Genomic DNA, 16,011 nt, shown 5'->3' with positions numbered 1-16,011 from the left:
CTTATGCCAGCTGTTCTTAGTATGATAACGGCTCTTATTTTTTTGTTGATCATTAAGTTCCGAGAAGCAAACTCTTTGTTTTTTCTCCGATTAAGTAATGCTGCGCAGAATGCCGTCAGGTATTAAAAATGCTACAAAACCGTCAAAATGAGGCTTTACTAATAACTAACAAGAATATAATTTGTAACATGTAAGTTACTAACATCAATTTTCACGAGATATGATATCTCTAAGACCCTATGCCTGAGACGAATTCTCTGAAATAACAGTTATGTGTGCAGTGGCTGTTACTTGTTCAAGTGTGCTTTAAACTTCAATAATTTTCAATAATTTAGCTGGAGGCCTACTTATGAGACCTGAAAGCTCACCAAATGACCTGTTTAGGTTTGTTCAGCTGCGTCCACCTATTAGTCTGGCTGAAAATCAATTTATTCCGTTGGTAGCGTCGACGAATTTCTTTACGCAGATGCAAAGTGCTACAACGGTCACTGAGAGGCAATCCATTGCCGATACTTATATTGCTAATAATTCTGAAAGTGGGCTGTTTGTTCGTTCCCCTGAGCAACTTCAGCATGGCACAGCTATTCAAAATTCGATAGCCACCACCTCAGACGCGGATGAGCCTTCTACAGATTTGTTTATTGTGACGCTTACAGGTTTGTTGGAAATAGCGGATATCTCTGAACTAGCAAACGATGCCGCGTTTCAACAAGATAGGGTGCGTTTATCTGACACGCTTTTGGCAAGGATGTTTACTACTAATTCATTGCCAAATCTGAGTATCTTACAAAACATTTATCGCGCTTACTATCTTATTGTCCAGACTGCGGCTGAAGAAGATATACAGCTATCCTGGGATAGATTTTTGCGCATGTCCATTATTATTCCAGAGGATGCCTTAACGTCAGTTGTCAGCTTACGAAAAGCAGCTTCATCGGAACCGACTGTAACTGCTGTCACTACTCAATCAGAAGATACGACGATTGATCGAAAATCTCAGCTTTATAACGCTTATCAAGAATTAATGAGATGCGATCGCAACCAGAACCTGATACAGCCAGAATCAGCTGAAGTAAACACTGAAGGGACAAATGTTTTTGCGCTAAAGGAGACTGTCGTCAACAGTTTATCGACTGAGACACGGGCGGTGCTTGAATCACAACAGATTGATCCAGAAAATACGCCCATTCATGCCATCGTGATGGATATATATACGACGCTTCAGCAAGAGTCGTCTGCGATCTCAACCAGTGTAGATCCTAATGCTCAACCGCAGATTGCTCGCGTAATTCGTCATGCAGAGCTTGGCAGCACCCAGAGAGATATTCGTCCTTCTGGAGTCGGTAATCTTCTTGTCGTTAAGCAACAAATTAAGCGCTATGAGCCTACGGAAGTCGCACATATTGAAAATATTTTATCTGGTGAGGCAAAATCAAGAGAACAGCGTGAACTTCAACTGGTTGAGGAAACATTCTCCAATGTCTTTGAAACAACCCGTGAAGAGCAGAATGAACTCGAAACCTCCCAGCGATTTGAGTTAAATCGAGAGGCTTCTCGAACTATTCAACAGGATCAGAATGTAAATTTCGGCGTCAATCTATCGGGTAAATATGGACCATATGTTGAATTTTCCACCAATTTCGAGTTAGAGACCAGTCAATCAGTTGAGGAAACCAATAGCAACTCAACCAGCTATGCCCAAAATATTGTTGAGCGTTCGCTTGAGAAGATAGTTGAGCATATTCGTGAAGAAAGAACACGGCGAATATTGCGAGAGGTTGAGGAGAAAAATACCCATTCCTTAACCAATAATGGGGCGGAGCATATTCGTGGGGTCTATCAGTTTGTAGACAAAATTTACGAGGCTCAAGTCTTTGACTATGGCATCCGCATGATGTATGACTTCATGATTCCGGAACCCGCCTCTTATTTGCATTATCTCCGTAATCAACCAGATAGTGAGCTAGAGTTACCAGATCCCCCTCCTAGGTTTACGCTAACCTCTCATACGCAAATCAATGAGACCAATTATGGCTCTGAAGCAGCTAAGTATGGCGCTACTGAAATTGATCCCCCACCTGCTCCTTATGTATTAGCATCTGCAGCCATTACGAATGAGGGTGGTGATGAAGGTGGTACGCCTCGGTTTGCAAAAACGAAAGAGCTCACCATACCAGAAGAATATGGCCCTGAAAGAGTGGAATATGCGGCTCAAGCTACCACTGACGATGACCTAGCGATTACAGTGCTGATCGGATCAAGATTTCACCGCATTACGCGATCACAAGGTGGAAATTGGCCTGGATTCCCACAATATATCAGCTTAGATTCGGGGCATTATAGTTATCCACAAGGTACGCAGCTATCAGTAGGGGTATTTGTTTTTGAGAGTCGTACCTTTCTTGTTGATATCACAATATTCTGCAAACGCAGACCTGAAGCTTATGAACAATGGAAATTAAAAACATTCCAAAAGATTCAACAGGCCTATGAGCGACGGGTATTGGAATATGAGGAGAAGGTAGCTGCTATCAGAGCGGAGCAAGCCTTGGCGCAGGCTGCAGCGGAAGAAGAAAGAAGTTTTGGGGCTCCACCGTCTCTCAATCGCATAACGGAGCGCAATGAACTAAAGAAACATGCCATATCTATTGTCACCGGTAGCCGTTATGAATTTATCAATGCGGTAATGGATGGTGCTCCACCTATTTTTGATTTTGATGAAGCGCGGGAAGAAGGAAGTTTGATCCGATTCTTTGAGCAGGTGTTTGAATGGGAACAAATGCAATATGTGTTTTACCCATACTTCTGGAGCCGTACCAATACCTGGGAAGATCGGTTTACAACCGACAATCCAGATCCGCAATTTCGTGAGTTTTTAAAGGCAGGTGCAGCTCGGGTCGTGATTTCTGTACGCCCAGGGTTTGAAACAGCGTTACAACATTATCTAGATACGGGTAAATTGTGGGATGGCCAGGGAGAACCACCACAAATTACCAGTCCCCTCTATGTATCGATTGTCGATGAAATTAAAGAACGTACGGGGGCACCACAGGGTGAAATTCTGGTTGGTGAACCGTGGGATATTCGTGTTCCTACTAATTTGCTTTATGTACGAGCCAACGATGATCTGCCAGCCTGGGTCCAGAACCCTCCAGGGAGCTGGCAGTGGGAATCAACAGATTCAGAGCCAACACCTGCCCTGGCTATTATGGGCTTAGCACTTGTAGATGCTCAAACTCAAGCAGATATCCAGTCAATAGAAAATGGTGATGTGCTCAGCATTAATGATATGCCATCTATGATTAACCTAAGGGCAATAGCTGATCCGAAATACGTTGGTAGTGTGGTTTTGAATCTTAACGATGGCCAACAGACAAGAACTGAGAACACACGTCCTTATTTCCTTTACAGTAATAATGGAGTTCAACCTGTATTAGGAAATTATACGCTAAGTGTAAAAGCTTTTTCCAAGCCAGAAGGTCTTGGAATAGAGGGCAGAGAGAGAGTTGTTCAGTTCTCATTTATAGAATGATTTTTGAAGAACTTAGGCAGTCGAATTTACTATATGTACAGTGGTCGATCCAAACTCTTTGGACTTTGGACGGATCGCGCGCAGCGATTCAAGACCTTTTAGAATTTGCGATCGCAATCCATCCATCCCTTTATTCTGTATCAGGGTGCGCTCTCAAATAAGATAACCACTGTTGTCTTTGTTCACTCGTGAGATGGGCTAGTGAGGATACTGAGAAGCATGCTTGTAGCTCTTGACCTATGCGTTGTGGTCCCCAATCTAGTTGTTGTAGCTGCTCAAGGATGTTGACTATGGTGGATAGCGATCTCACCTGTTCTCTAAAAAACCCTGACTTTCCAGAAGCAATGTGATGCCACTAAAAGCTTTTCAACCTGCTGAGGAGACACAAGTGATTTAATACAGAGAGACATGTCTTATAATTTTTCTGGCTTTAGGGCTGAATACAGTCCGTAGAGCTGACGAAGGTTGGCTGTAAACCTTGACTTACAAGGAATATAGGTTTTCGGTAGATAAAGTAGTGACTATATACGGATAAGACTGTCTTAAAAATTGAGACAAACTTACATTTGCTCTAGCCCTAGCGGTTCCAATCACTATCGTTACCAAGACGGTGAAGTGATCGAATACGGAGAATTTTAGCGATTGAGACAAGCCGTTAAGACAGCCCTGCTAACAGGTGAGTCGATACGGATAATGCTGTCTTATTGAGACAAAACTTTCGAGTAATTCTGGCCCTTTGGCCTATAGGTGAGCCGATACGGATTTGCTTGTCTTATTTTAAGATGCTCGGTCTGCAAAGCTTTTAACGTAAGTGCTGCTTTCAGTCGCCTAATCTTTCAGAGTCTAATCGCTGTCTAAATTTCATCTGGGTCATGCGAATAGCTTCATCATGGGCCTGCTCCAAATCGTCGAGTTCAAAAATAGCCACTAGCTTTTCGCAATACTCAACCATCTCCAATCCCAGCGTCTCAGGAATATAGTTGCGAGCAATGTGCCGCGAACCCGAGACAGGCGCTTCCCAGATTTGTTTGATCTCGCTGGCATCCATACCAAACAGGCCACGATAGACATAGTTAGTCCACTTACCAAATTTGTAGGGACTGTTTCCCCCTTGTTCGGCGACGGCGTAGGCCCAATCCTTTCTGGCTGGCTTACCTGCCTGCCGAGCCACTAGCCATTGCTGAATTCGTTCACTATCCTCGCGAGTGTACGTTTGCTTGAGAAATGTGTAGGCCTCAGCATATAGACCTTCAGCTGCAAACCAGGCCAAAAAGTCGATCAGTCCATTTTTTGCCTTTGCCCGCAGCTTTCCAGGATTCTTTGCCCAGTCGCTGACCAATTCTACCCAGTCAGATGCTTCGATTACCCGGTAGGTATTGCCGTCATTTGCTTTGATTTCTGACACCCTAAACTGCTTGCCAGATGGGAGCTTGAGGTAGTTCACCCCTTCGATTTCTGACACCCTATCAGCAAAGGTTTGGGCCGGTACATTGGTATGGCGACTCATGGTGCGATAGCCCACACCAATGGTGGGTCGGTCGGGGCCAAGTCCGTCTGGATCGATGATCACAACCCTGAAGTCGCGATCCTTAAATTTAATGGGGACTACCTGACCAGATTCGAGCATTGTGTGGACTAATAAGTACAAAGGTATTGATTATTGAGAATAGCCCCATTATGGGCTGACTTTTAATCGGGGGGCAGAAATCAAGGCAAGTGGTTTTTGATATTACAGGGTTGGGTAAAGATGCCGAACTTACGAATTTTAATTTTCTGACACCTTCTAGTGCTTATGCAATAAGTGTTTGAGCCTATTAGCCCTCAGTTTTCTGACACCCTATTCTAAAGCGTTTCCGCTGAGTTTTCTGACACCCTTTAGGCCTTGTTTTGAACTGGTTTCAGCCAATGAGTGGCTAGATTTCTGACACCCTATTTAAAGTTTTTCTACGCTCCAGATAAATTCGGTATTATCCTTACCCTCGCAGGTAAATCGGTATCCATACCGTTCAAAGGCTTCATATTCGAACACTCGTCGAACTGAATTGAACGGCGGGCAAACAAAGCTATAACCCTTGCAAAGTAAGGATTGCACCATGAATGATATGCCTAATTTGATCGTTGAGCGAACGGTTATAGAGTAGGCATCGTACATAGCATTATGGCTGGATGTCTTCGCCCTACTCAGGTTGAAGTAGGATAGCTTTCTGCCGTGCCGCTGCCAGATCTGCGATCCTATGGTGTGAGATCAAAACCGTCCACACCATAGGGTCTTCAGTGTTGTATCCACTGCCATATTTTTCTTGTAAGTGCAGACGTCTGCACTTAATTGCACTAATTCACAATTTTATGGTTCAAAATTGCAATACTGATGTATCCTGTCCGGTGTACAGTTGTGCAATTGTGGATTGGGACAATGATTATCGCGATCGCAGCAATTAAAGGAGGCGTTGGCAAAACCACTATTACGTTCTGTCTAGCTGCCACCCTAGCCCATCTGGGCAAAAAAGTTTTATGCATTGATTTAGACCATCAGGGGGATCTGTCCTCCGCTATGGGCGTTGAACGCGACGCTTCATCCCCTGATATTGGTCAAATCCTCTATGCTCCCAAGCGAGATCAGGCTGATCTGATGGCTCAGGGCATTATCGACGTGCAGGGGTGGTGTCACCTGCTTACTCCAGGGATGGATTTAGGTGGATATCAAACTGAAATCGAAAAAGGCTTATCCAGTGAGAGTCGTCTAAGGGATGCCTTGGCTCAGTTTAATAGTATTTATGAGAACTACGATTACGTGCTGCTAGATACTCCTAAAGGGGAAGGTCTATTTACCAAAAATGCTTTAGTTGCCTGTGATGAGGTGTTAGTGCCAGTGCAAACTGAGTACTTTGCTCTGAAGAATATTCCAGAACTATTGCAAATGGTGAGTCAGATTGCTGATCGGGCGAATCCTGATTTGCGAGTTTCCACATTGGTTCCGAACCGCATGAAGTCCACCAGTTTGCATAAGAGCATCCACCAGCAAATTATCGATTGGGATGTGCGTACCCATTTGCCCCATCAAGCAGAAGAGTCTTGGACCTCTCCTCCCATTCGGGATTTAACTGTGTACTCAGAGCTATCGGCTCAAGGGGAGTCTCTTTATTCGTACAGCTCTGTGAAAGAAGAACATCGTAAACCGTTTGTTGCGATCGCAGAGTATTTAGAATCCCTACGTAGTTCGTCTAATCTTCTGGAGGTAGAGACCGTTGGCTAAAAAAAGTTTTTCCAGGGTAGCGACTGTTGCTGAGAAAGCCCCCGTACCTCGCAAATTAGCGGTTGTCCCCAAACGTAAGACGACAGATGAAGTTGTCAACTTAGAACGTGTGGACCTGGCCGATCGTGAAAATTGGTTACGGGCACTCGATATTTGTCAGGCCAATAATGCTCAGCCCTTGAATACGCTGTTGCATGAAATTGAAACCTATCAAGGTCAGATTGATCAGGCTCTCCAAACAGCCCAGGCCCAAAGCACCATATATGCCTATGCCATTGGTAGTCGCTTAGATGTAATTGAAGAGAAGCATCTCTATAAGGAGAAAGATTATGATAATCTCACTGCTTTTATTAAAGGTGGTGAAGTGCGTCGACCCAATGGCACGCCTATTACCACACGCCAGGTGTGGGCCTATCGGCGGGTGACTCGTGGCTTAAAAGAGTTCTTGCAAATTGCCGAGTCCATTCGTGATGGCAAGGCATTATCTACTGAACTGGAACAACATCTTAAATCCTTAGGGAAACAGGTCAATAAAGATATTGTTGAGTCCTTTTTAGATTCCTATGCCGATAGTATTGCTGGTGTTCTGGAACTGGGCGTATCCAAGCTAGAACAGGTTTACCGCTTGCCCGAACCTGTTGCGTTAACGGGGTTGCTTGCGGGTAAGTTGCCCCTTGAAGAAGACATCATTGAAGTGCATGAGGTGTCATTTTCTCAACTAAGAAAAGCGATCAGTACCCACGAAAAACAACGTAAAGCTAACAATGGCAAGAAGACAGTTAGCCAAATTACCAAAGCTGATCGCATGCTAGATAACCTGAACCATGCTGTTGAAGAGTTGGATGCGTTAGTTCTTAGCGATCTACAACTGCAACGATTAAGTGCCCTGAGGGATGCGATTGAACGTATTTTGTCATAGTCTACGAAATCCTGGTTAATAGTATCCGAAGGTGCAGACGTCTGCACCTGAATGCACTAGTTCACAACTCAGTTTCAGTGCTCTGCCAAGCTGCAAGAAAGTCTAGATAACCTAAGGTATCTGACCAAGTCCAGAGTAATTTGAAGAAGGCTAATTGTTGATCTTTGTTTTCGGCTATGGTGGCTTGTTCGTATATGAGGCGTAGTTTTGAGACGAGTTGGGGTAACTGATCATCAGTAGCCGCACGTTGTAATGCGTTGCCAGCTTGTTTACGTTGCGTTTTATTCTCGCTAGTGATCAGATATTGCCATAGTGTATTTATGGCAATAGGATGTCCAGCTTGCAGCTGGCTCAGCTTTTGGGCTAGTCGGAGGCGATTGCGATCGCCCTTTTCTATCCGAGTCACCAGACTGTCAATTTGTTTAGCAATATCAGGCTGGTACTGCTGTTTCTTGCCGCTTCGGTGTTGTAAGCGTCTAGGAGATTGGGAGGATGACTCTCTGTTTATGGGGACGGGATGGTTGGGGTTAAGGTTGACCAGCGCGTCTAATGTCGGTTTATCTTGAGGATTATGGGCTAGTAAGTCTTCTAAAGTTGCTACAGGTAAGGGATGATGGGGAGCAACCTTTGCCAATCGTAGAGCCGCTTTTCGTTTTGCAATAGGTTGTTGACTCCTATGAATAATCTCTTCTAGTGTTTCAATGGCTAAACCATGGCCTGGGGATAGCGTGCCCAAATGACGGGCCATATCCATTTTGAGATAGTCACTACGTGCGGTAGGTAATAACGCTTCAAGGGTTTCGACGGCGACCTGACTCTGTGGATCGTAGCTGCGCCCTAGGCTGTAGGCGGCCATCCATCGATCAAAGAAATCCTGGTTGGGGTCTTGCGCGAACTGGGTAAGCACCTGGGTCACCTGACTCAGATCAGACTCAGCTAAGGCCGCTTTAGCCGCTTCGATCAAGATGGGTGATATCTTGCGTGTTAAGTTAAAACGCCATGTTATCAGTTGTTGAATGATGCCATGGGCTTTGGGAAACTCAGAATATTCTCCCAAGGCTCTACCGGCAAGTAGCCAGGTGCGATGCTCAAAGAATCCACCACAGTTATCTTGGAAGTCAAGTAAGGCATTAATTAGCGCCGTCTTGTCAGCGTTTTCGATATCACTACGACCTAACCAGAGCAGAATCACGGGTTGCCAGTTTGGTAACACCATGGGTAATTGAGCGTCCTTTGGGGTCGTAAAATATTGCCACTCTTCGATAGCCTGGGCTGCAAAATAATCACGAAATGTACCATGCAGAAAGCCGTAGACTTTTTCACCTGTGGACGTTGCCAGGGGCATTAGCCAACCTAGTTGCATTGCCCGTTCAAACCAGGGGAGTTCTTCGGCTTGCAGGTGTTGAGTGACCAGCGGGAGATTCAGCTGGGTGGTCGAGGCTTTGAGGGTGACAACGGCGAGTTTTGATAGCACCGTATTGATTTGATGCTGTTCTAGCAGCGTCGTGGGTGAGGTGTCCTGCTGCCAGTCATAAAGAGCCGTAACAAACTGCTGGTAGAGCTGGTGTTGTGTGTTGGGAAGGTGTCCGCTATTTCCTAACCGGCAAAGTAAGGCCAGACGTAGGGGATTACGGAGATTGTGGCGAAGACGCTTGTTTTCTGGAAGTGAGAGTTTTTGACACAGGGCTTTTCCTTGTTCAGGCTGGTGGGAAAACCACTGACGAATAAAGTGTTGGATTTGCTGCCGATACTTTTCATAACCCAGCAGTCGGTAAGTGGGCCAATGACCCAAGGTATTTTTGCCTGCATCCCAAAGGTTGAGGCGACAAGTGACGATAATACGCCCATTACTCAGCCAACCCTGTAGTTGATTGGCGAGTTGAGTAATGGCTAAACTGCCACGTTGGTCCATTTCATCTACAGCATCCAGCAGCAGCCAACCATGGCCCTGTTCAATGTGTTCAGCTAGGGCGTTTTGTTGCTCAGGGGTCACTGCTCGCTGGTTTAGGGCAAGTTTAAGCCAGTCTTTTAAGACATAGTCTTCAATCAGTGTGGTTCCTAAACGAGCCAGGGGAATCAAAATGGCTAAATCAGAGGTTTGCTGTAGAATCTGCTGTGCCAGCTGTTGTAAGAGTGTGGTTTTACCTGACCCCGGTTCTCCCACAATGGCCAGAGTTTGAATCGTGCTGTTTTGAAGATAAGTCAGCAATTCAGCTGTGTTGATGGTTTCAATATCTGATGGTTGCTTTGTAGATTGTTCTAAGGTGTGATCCACTAAAGCCAGCGGGATGTGTAGCTTGGTTGGGTCAACTCCGGTGTCAGTAGGCTTAAGCAGATTAGAGGTCAGTCCTGTTTGAACGGTAGCCGCCAGGGCTTGCTGACAATATTGCTGCCAGATGTCGTGTTCTGCTGGTTTTTCAGCTTGGCCTTCTGAGGGAACAGAGCGACGCTGTTCCCAGGTGTGATCAAAGGTGTTGAGTAGGGCGGTGCGATCTCGACGGTGGTGCCACAACGTTAACGTAAAGTGCCACACCTCTGACCCCCGACGGCTGGTGCGATTATCCTCTAACAGCTCTAGATGGTTTTCCAGATGGTGAAGGGCGGTTTTAATTTGAGCTTTTGTTAGGGCCTGATTGCTATCTGATAGATGGGTGAGGGTTTCAAGATTACGGATTTTGGTGCGAACGATCAGCTGTCGATCGGTGGTCCAGTGAAGATTGAGTTGCGATCGCAGCCGCTCCAGCGCCACGTCATCCACCTCCAGTTCATCATTGCCATAGTCCACCAGGGCCATGAGCAGTGTTAATGTGCGCTGTTTGGCCACCGGACCATAACTGATTTTGGGCAAAGTTGAGGTCCCCCCCTAACTGACCAGCACCCCTCAATTGTAAAACGCCTATTAATTAAGCCTTTGAGCTGCTTGAACCAGCATTCGCTTAGGGGTAAATCGCTTGCCTATTCTAAACATGTCGAGGGGCAAACGGGTTCCAACCTAGCCCATGGACACCAAGTGACAGTAGCTCAGAGGATAGAGCGCCTAAATTCCTTTTTCAACCCCCTTATTCGTAAGGGGCCTTATCCGCAAGGGTCGACGAATTAGGGTTATCGCCTTCTAAGCGGGAGGTCGGGGGTTCGAATCCCCCCTGTCACATTGAATTCAGATGCGGGTGCAACTCCTGCTCTACTCCCTTGTCTAATTTTGATGATTGTCCAGGAGGGCCGATAAGTGAAAGCAAACTACACCTTTTTTACTAAAGCAAATCGAACACCTCAAACTCAGCCAATTCCTGGTCGACAGGCGGATATGATCCAGGGTCGTTCCGGTGGATATCAGTTCAAAATTGACCTGTGGCAACAGCTACGTCGTTGTTTGTTATTGGGCACCGCCCAAGGTAGCTTTTATGCCAATAAGCATGAGCTGACTGAGGAGTTTGTCAATGTCGTCACCCAAGCTGTGGTTATCGATTCGGCCCGCACGGCACAAGAGATTCTCTATGCCAGCGATGGCCATGCCATTAATAATAGTGCGCCTCTGTTTGCCCTAGTGTTGTTGTCCATAGGAGAAACCCCAGCTGCCAAGGGGGCATTTCAGGAGATCTTTTTGCAGGTCGTGCGAACCGGCAGCCATTTCTATGAATGGCTTAACTACACCCGCAGCCTACGGGGCTTTGGTAAGCTGATCCGTGCCTGTGGCAAAACCTGGTTGGCTAATCCTGATGCCAGGGCCTTGGCCTATCAGTTATTGAAGTATCAGCAGCGTCATGGTTACACCCACCGAGATGCGTTGCGTCTGTTCCACGTAAAACCTGAGACACCCGATCATCAGGCCCTTTACCAGTGGGCTACCCAGGGATGGACTAGCCTACCAGAAGCACCTCCTAGTGAAGCGATGGCTCAAATTTGGTGGTACGAGCGAGTTAAGCGTGACCCATCCTTAACCCTGGAAGCCATTCGTCAAGGGCGGTTGACCCATGAAATGATTGCCCCTGTGGGGAACATGGATCGCGAGGCCTGGCAGCTCTTGTTCAAGGATATGCCCATGGGGGCGCTCCTACGTAATTTAGGGTCGCTCACCCATTTAGGTGTCTTGACCTTCAATAGAAGCAAGAACTTGAGATATCTAGCAGAACGACTGCAGAGTAAAAAGAATCTGCGCAAAGCCCGGATCCACCCCATTGATATTCTCAAGGCGCTCAAGACCTATCAGTCTGGTGGCAAGCTGGGCCGCAGTCAGAAAACATGGCAGCCTATTCCCCGTGTGTTAGACATTTTAGAAACCGCCCTGGAGCGTTCCTTTGATGTTGTTCAGCCGACAGGTAAGACATTCCTGCATGCGGTGGATGTGTCTGGTTCCATGTCCTATTACACGGTTAGTTCCGGTGGTTTAACCTGTTGTGAGATTGCCACTACGTTGGCACTGGCTACGGCTAAAGCTGAGCAAAACTATATTATTCGTGGTTTTTCGACGGAGTTTTGCGATCTAAAAATTACGGCTCGCGATAGTTTTAGTTCAGCCCTGGCGAAAGCGTCTAACCAAAACTTTGGGGGTACGGATGCGGCTGTAGCCTACGACTGGGCTATTCGTCATCGGGTTCACGTTGATGTGTTTTGCTTTTGGACTGACTGTGAAAGTTGGGCAGGTAAGGCCCATCCTAGTCAGCGTCTGGCGGACTATCGCCGTCGGGTAAATCCTCAGGCAAAGGCGATCTATGTGACACTGGCTCCTTACAAGGTGAGTCTAGTGGATCCCCAGGATCCTGACTCCTGGGACTTTAGTGGATTTGACCCAGCCATGCCCAAAGCGATCCAAATGATTGCAGCAGGGACGTAAATAAAACCAAAAGATAGGTGCACCACTGACGCACCTATCTTTTGGTCTCAATGTTGATTTGAAAGAAACGTCAAGGTGGGACTATGGATTTTTTACCCGCTCCTTAAAGGCCTTCCCTGCGGAAAATGCGGGAATAGTCGTTGCTGGAATCTTGATAACTTCACCTGTTTTGGGGTTACGTCCATCGCGTGCTTTGCGGTCCCGGGGCTCAAAACTGCCAAAGCCGACCAACGTTACTTTCTCACCATTGGCGACAGTATCGACAACCGTGTCAACAGTAGCGGAAACAACGGTATCAATAACACTTTTAGGTAGGTCTGTAGATGTTGAGATCGCGTCAATCAATTCACCTTTGTTCATAGCAAGTTAGCCTGAAACAACTGGCCTTGTTTTAGCATAACCCAAAGTAGAACACAAGTACTGTTTTGAGTTTCGCAATACTAATACGAAATCCTGACTGATAGCACCCGGTATCGAAGGGCATCCACAAGGGAGTGCCCCTACAGGATGGTCTATTTTTAATCGAGTTTAATAAATTTGGATTTGGTATGAGGGGTTAATGGATGTATTTCGTTAAAAATCGATCAAGTTGGTTAGCAAATGCTTCACGGTCTCGATGATTTAACGGTGGAGGTCCCCCGGTTTCCACGCCGCTATTGCGCAGAGTCTCCATAAAATTCCGCATCGATAGCCGCTCTCGGATATTGCCCGCATCATAAAATTCACCCCTAGGGTTGAGGGCAATACCTCCATTCTCAATCACGTTTGCGGCTAAAGGGATATCTGCCGTAATCACTAAGTCACCGGGTGCCATGTGCTGTGTGATGTGGTTGTCTGCCATATCAGCACCTGATCGGACTAGAACTGAATCAATATGGGGAGATGCTGGAATTTGCATGGGTGCATTTGCCACCAGGGTCAGACGAATCCCTAAGCGTTTGGCGGCTCTATATAAAATTTCTTTAATGGCATTTGGACATGCATCGGCATCTACCCAAATTTGCATATGGTCTAGTCTCCCCTAGGGAAATTTATATCTATAGTTTTGCATCTAAATCGGTGTTCCATAAATCACGACGCTTCCGGTGCACCATAGGGATCTGCGAACTTTCAGGAATGCGGTTCGCCAAACAGGACGACGGAGCAGGTAAGGGTATCAATCACCTGATGGGTGACATCGCTGACGGCCAGACCGCCTGCAGTGCGGCGACGCATCGAGCGCAAAATCACGAGATCCACATGGCGAGCCGCGGCCAAAATGACGGCAGCCGGATCATCATGGCGGACACATTTGATACCGTACTCGACCTGGTCTCCCTCGGCCATGACCGCGCGCAGTTGGCCTTTGAAACGTTGAAGGTCTTGGGCGGGACGAATGAGATCGCTGACGTGCAGCAACGTAATGGAGGCCTCATGGGTAGCCGCAAACACCTGTCCAAAGCGGATTGTGCGGATGGTTTGCGGGGTCATAATCTTGACGGGAATCAAGATGCGTTTTAGCTCAATCGGAGTTTTTTTCAACCGAGTCACCACCACCGGGCAGTGAGAGGCCCAAAGCACATTGTCGATTAAGCTGCCTAAGAGGCGCGCCCGCAACCCTTCGGTCTGACTGCGGCCCATCACCACGAGTTGCGCATCATACTCACGGGCGGTGCGGCTGATGCCCTCGGCAATATCGTCGTCGATGCGGATTTGCGGGCGGGCTTCGGTGCCGACGGCATCGCTGATGGCTTGGGCCGTTTGCAGGATTTGCTGGTGATAGGTTAGAGCGTTCAGCAATTGCGGATCATCCATGTGTGCATGGGCGGGGGCAATCGCCAGCGGCACCACATAGCCTTTTTCATGTTGGGCAATGAAGGCGGCCATCTCAATCAAATAACGCTGTGTTGAAAGATTTGACAACGGGACGACCACAACAAACGGTTTCGATGGTGTCCCCGCCGGTTCGAGCCAGTCATCCGTGCCATCGGTGACTAACGGTCCGACGGGGAGGGGCAATTGGCTAGCAAATCGGCTAGTTGTTGTCGAACCCACCAGGGACGTGACCAACATCAGCACAATCACCGCGTTGAAGACCGGAGCGGTGATCAGCCCCACCTGCAACCCGACTAAAGCAGCGGCCAATGTGGCAGCCACCTGGGGCAAAGACAGTGACCACATGGTCAAGATTTGCATGGGGCTATAGCGAAACCAGAGGCCCGCGATTGCCGCTGCCAATAACTTGGTCAACAACAGTACGAGCACAATGCCAACGGTCAACCCAAGGCGATCGGTGAACGCTTCGATAAAAATCGGCACATTGAGCAGCAATCCCATGCAGACAAAAAAGAACGGAATGAACAGGACACTGCCAACAAACTCCACCTTTTCTTTAACCGGGCCATCGCCCACCACGCCATTTACCGCTAAGCCCGCGAGAAATGCGCCCACGACCTTGTCGACATTTATCATCTGCGCCCCGACCGCCGCCAAAAACACCGCTAGCAGCACGAACAAAAATTGATTGCCCTGTTCACTGCCGGTACGGCGAAAGTACAGACGCCCGGCCCAGTTCAGGCCAAAGAGCACAGCAGCGGCATAAACTGCCAACCCCACCATTTGCAAGGTCAACGAGAACGGCGAAAAGTCACCTCCCTGTAGAGAGACACACACCGCCAGCACTAGTAACGCCGCAATATCGGTAAAAATCGTCGCACCGACCGTGACGGTAACCGACTCATCGCGGGTGACGCCCAGTCGCATGACGATGGGATACGCCAACAGCGTGTGAGAGGACATGAGTGAGCCAATGAGCACTGCCGCCACCCAGCCAAACCCCGTCCAGCGCCCCAACAAAATGCCCCCCATAAGGGGAATGGCAAAGGTGAGGAAGCCAAATTTCATGGCGCGATCGCGGTTGCGACTAAATTCCTGCAGGTCAATCTCCAAGGCGGCCACAAACATGAGATAAACCTTGCCCACATCGGCAAAGAGCTTTTCGATATCGCCCGCTGGGTCGAGTAGTCCTAAAACACTGGGTCCCAGTACCACCCCGGCAAACAAAAGGCCGACTAAGCCGGGCAACCGCAACCGCTCAAACAAAGGCGGCAGAGTCAGGCTCACCAACAACAACGTAGTAAAGGCCACCAAAGGATTATCAACGATCAATTCCCTGAGTCCATCCAAGGCAGTACCTCCTTTAAGTTGAGAAAGCCGCAAAACTAGTCCATTCTCTGTCCTTTACGCTTCGTATGACAATCTCTTGGTAGAGAGTACGAGCAATCGTAAGGTGGGCGAAACCAGTAGACTCAAAATCAAAGCACAGACTCACTCTTGTCTGACTTGTGCTGCTCTATATATTTCCGCATAGAAGCAACCAGCACATCTTTCATATTTTCATCCCTGGCAGCACACATAGATTTGAACTCACTGCGCAAGCTTATAGGAATTCGTAGCTTCAGCTCTACAATTTTTTCCTTTGGCTCCTTACTCACACT

At 47.4% G+C, this 16,011-nt stretch carries 9 protein-coding genes and 1 tRNA gene; 5 read left to right on the top strand and 5 right to left on the bottom strand.

The annotated features are described in order from the left end of the window. Nucleotides 1-349: 349 nt before the first annotated feature. Nucleotides 350-3,532: a hypothetical protein gene (locus DXZ20_RS14990; protein WP_163698986.1), complete on the top strand. Its 3,183-nt coding sequence runs from the start codon at nucleotides 350-352 to the stop codon at nucleotides 3,530-3,532. Nucleotides 3,533-4,352: 820 nt separating this feature from the next. Here the strand turns inward: DXZ20_RS14990 and DXZ20_RS14985 are convergent. Beyond that, on the bottom strand, nucleotides 4,353-5,159 hold the full coding sequence (locus tag DXZ20_RS14985) for a hypothetical protein (protein ID WP_163663119.1): 807 nt from the start codon (nucleotides 5,157-5,159) through the stop codon (nucleotides 4,353-4,355). A gap of 765 nt (nucleotides 5,160-5,924) precedes the next feature. Here DXZ20_RS14985 and DXZ20_RS14980 point away from each other — a divergent pair. Further along, nucleotides 5,925-6,785: a ParA family protein gene (locus DXZ20_RS14980; RefSeq protein WP_348917920.1), complete on the top strand. Its 861-nt coding sequence runs from the start codon at nucleotides 5,925-5,927 to the stop codon at nucleotides 6,783-6,785. Further along, a complete protein-coding gene (locus DXZ20_RS14975) occupies nucleotides 6,778-7,704 on the top strand; it encodes a hypothetical protein (protein WP_163698984.1) in 927 nt (308 codons plus the stop codon). Before DXZ20_RS14980 ends, DXZ20_RS14975 begins: the two co-directional genes overlap by 8 nt. Nucleotides 7,705-7,765: 61 nt before the next feature. On the opposite strand, the gene DXZ20_RS14970 is transcribed toward DXZ20_RS14975, so the two are convergent. After that, nucleotides 7,766-10,552 carry an NACHT domain-containing protein gene (locus DXZ20_RS14970; protein WP_163698983.1) on the bottom strand — a complete coding sequence of 929 codons (2,787 nt, stop codon included), beginning with the start codon at nucleotides 10,550-10,552 and terminating at the stop codon, nucleotides 7,766-7,768. Between the two features lie 162 nt (nucleotides 10,553-10,714). On the opposite strand from DXZ20_RS14970, the gene DXZ20_RS14965 reads away from it, so the two are divergent. Then, a tRNA-OTHER gene (locus tag DXZ20_RS14965) sits at nucleotides 10,715-10,855 on the top strand. A 75-nt stretch (nucleotides 10,856-10,930) separates the two neighbouring features. Then, the gene (locus DXZ20_RS14960; RefSeq protein WP_163698981.1) at nucleotides 10,931-12,535 is read left to right on the top strand and encodes a TROVE domain-containing protein; all 1,605 of its coding nucleotides are present in this window, start codon (nucleotides 10,931-10,933) and stop codon (nucleotides 12,533-12,535) included. A gap of 81 nt (nucleotides 12,536-12,616) precedes the next feature. Here the strand turns inward: DXZ20_RS14960 and DXZ20_RS14955 are convergent, their stop codons facing one another. The 3 genes from DXZ20_RS14955 to DXZ20_RS14945 all read right to left on the bottom strand — a co-directional run bounded on the left by DXZ20_RS14955 (nucleotide 12,617) and on the right by DXZ20_RS14945 (nucleotide 15,700). Beyond that, nucleotides 12,617-12,895 carry an HU family DNA-binding protein gene (locus DXZ20_RS14955; protein ID WP_163663104.1) on the bottom strand — a complete coding sequence of 93 codons (279 nt, stop codon included), beginning with the start codon at nucleotides 12,893-12,895 and terminating at the stop codon, nucleotides 12,617-12,619. Between the two features lie 196 nt (nucleotides 12,896-13,091). Continuing rightward, nucleotides 13,092-13,541: a YaiI/YqxD family protein gene (locus DXZ20_RS14950; RefSeq protein WP_163698980.1), complete on the bottom strand. Its 450-nt coding sequence runs from the start codon at nucleotides 13,539-13,541 to the stop codon at nucleotides 13,092-13,094. Nucleotides 13,542-13,645: 104 nt separating this feature from the next. After that, the gene (locus tag DXZ20_RS14945) at nucleotides 13,646-15,700 is read right to left on the bottom strand and encodes a cation:proton antiporter domain-containing protein (protein ID WP_163698978.1); all 2,055 of its coding nucleotides are present in this window, start codon (nucleotides 15,698-15,700) and stop codon (nucleotides 13,646-13,648) included. Nucleotides 15,701-16,011: the final 311 nt, after the last annotated feature.

The sequence above is a fragment of the Adonisia turfae CCMR0081 genome (genome assembly GCF_011009555.1).
Classification (GTDB): Bacteria; Cyanobacteriota; Cyanobacteriia; order Phormidesmidales; family Phormidesmidaceae; genus Leptothoe; species Leptothoe turfae.
This window is presented reverse-complemented; position numbering and strand designations above follow the sequence as displayed.

Coding starts and splice junctions, on each gene's coding strand:
- DXZ20_RS14990 (WP_163698986.1), top strand. CDS start 350: ATGAGACCTGAAAGCTCACCAAATGACCTGTTTAGGTTTGTTCAGCTG.
- DXZ20_RS14985 (WP_163663119.1), bottom strand. CDS start 5,159: ATGCTCGAATCTGGTCAGGTAGTCCCCATTAAATTTAAGGATCGCGAC.
- DXZ20_RS14955 (WP_163663104.1), bottom strand. CDS start 12,895: ATGAACAAAGGTGAATTGATTGACGCGATCTCAACATCTACAGACCTA.
- DXZ20_RS14950 (WP_163698980.1), bottom strand. CDS start 13,541: ATGCAAATTTGGGTAGATGCCGATGCATGTCCAAATGCCATTAAAGAA.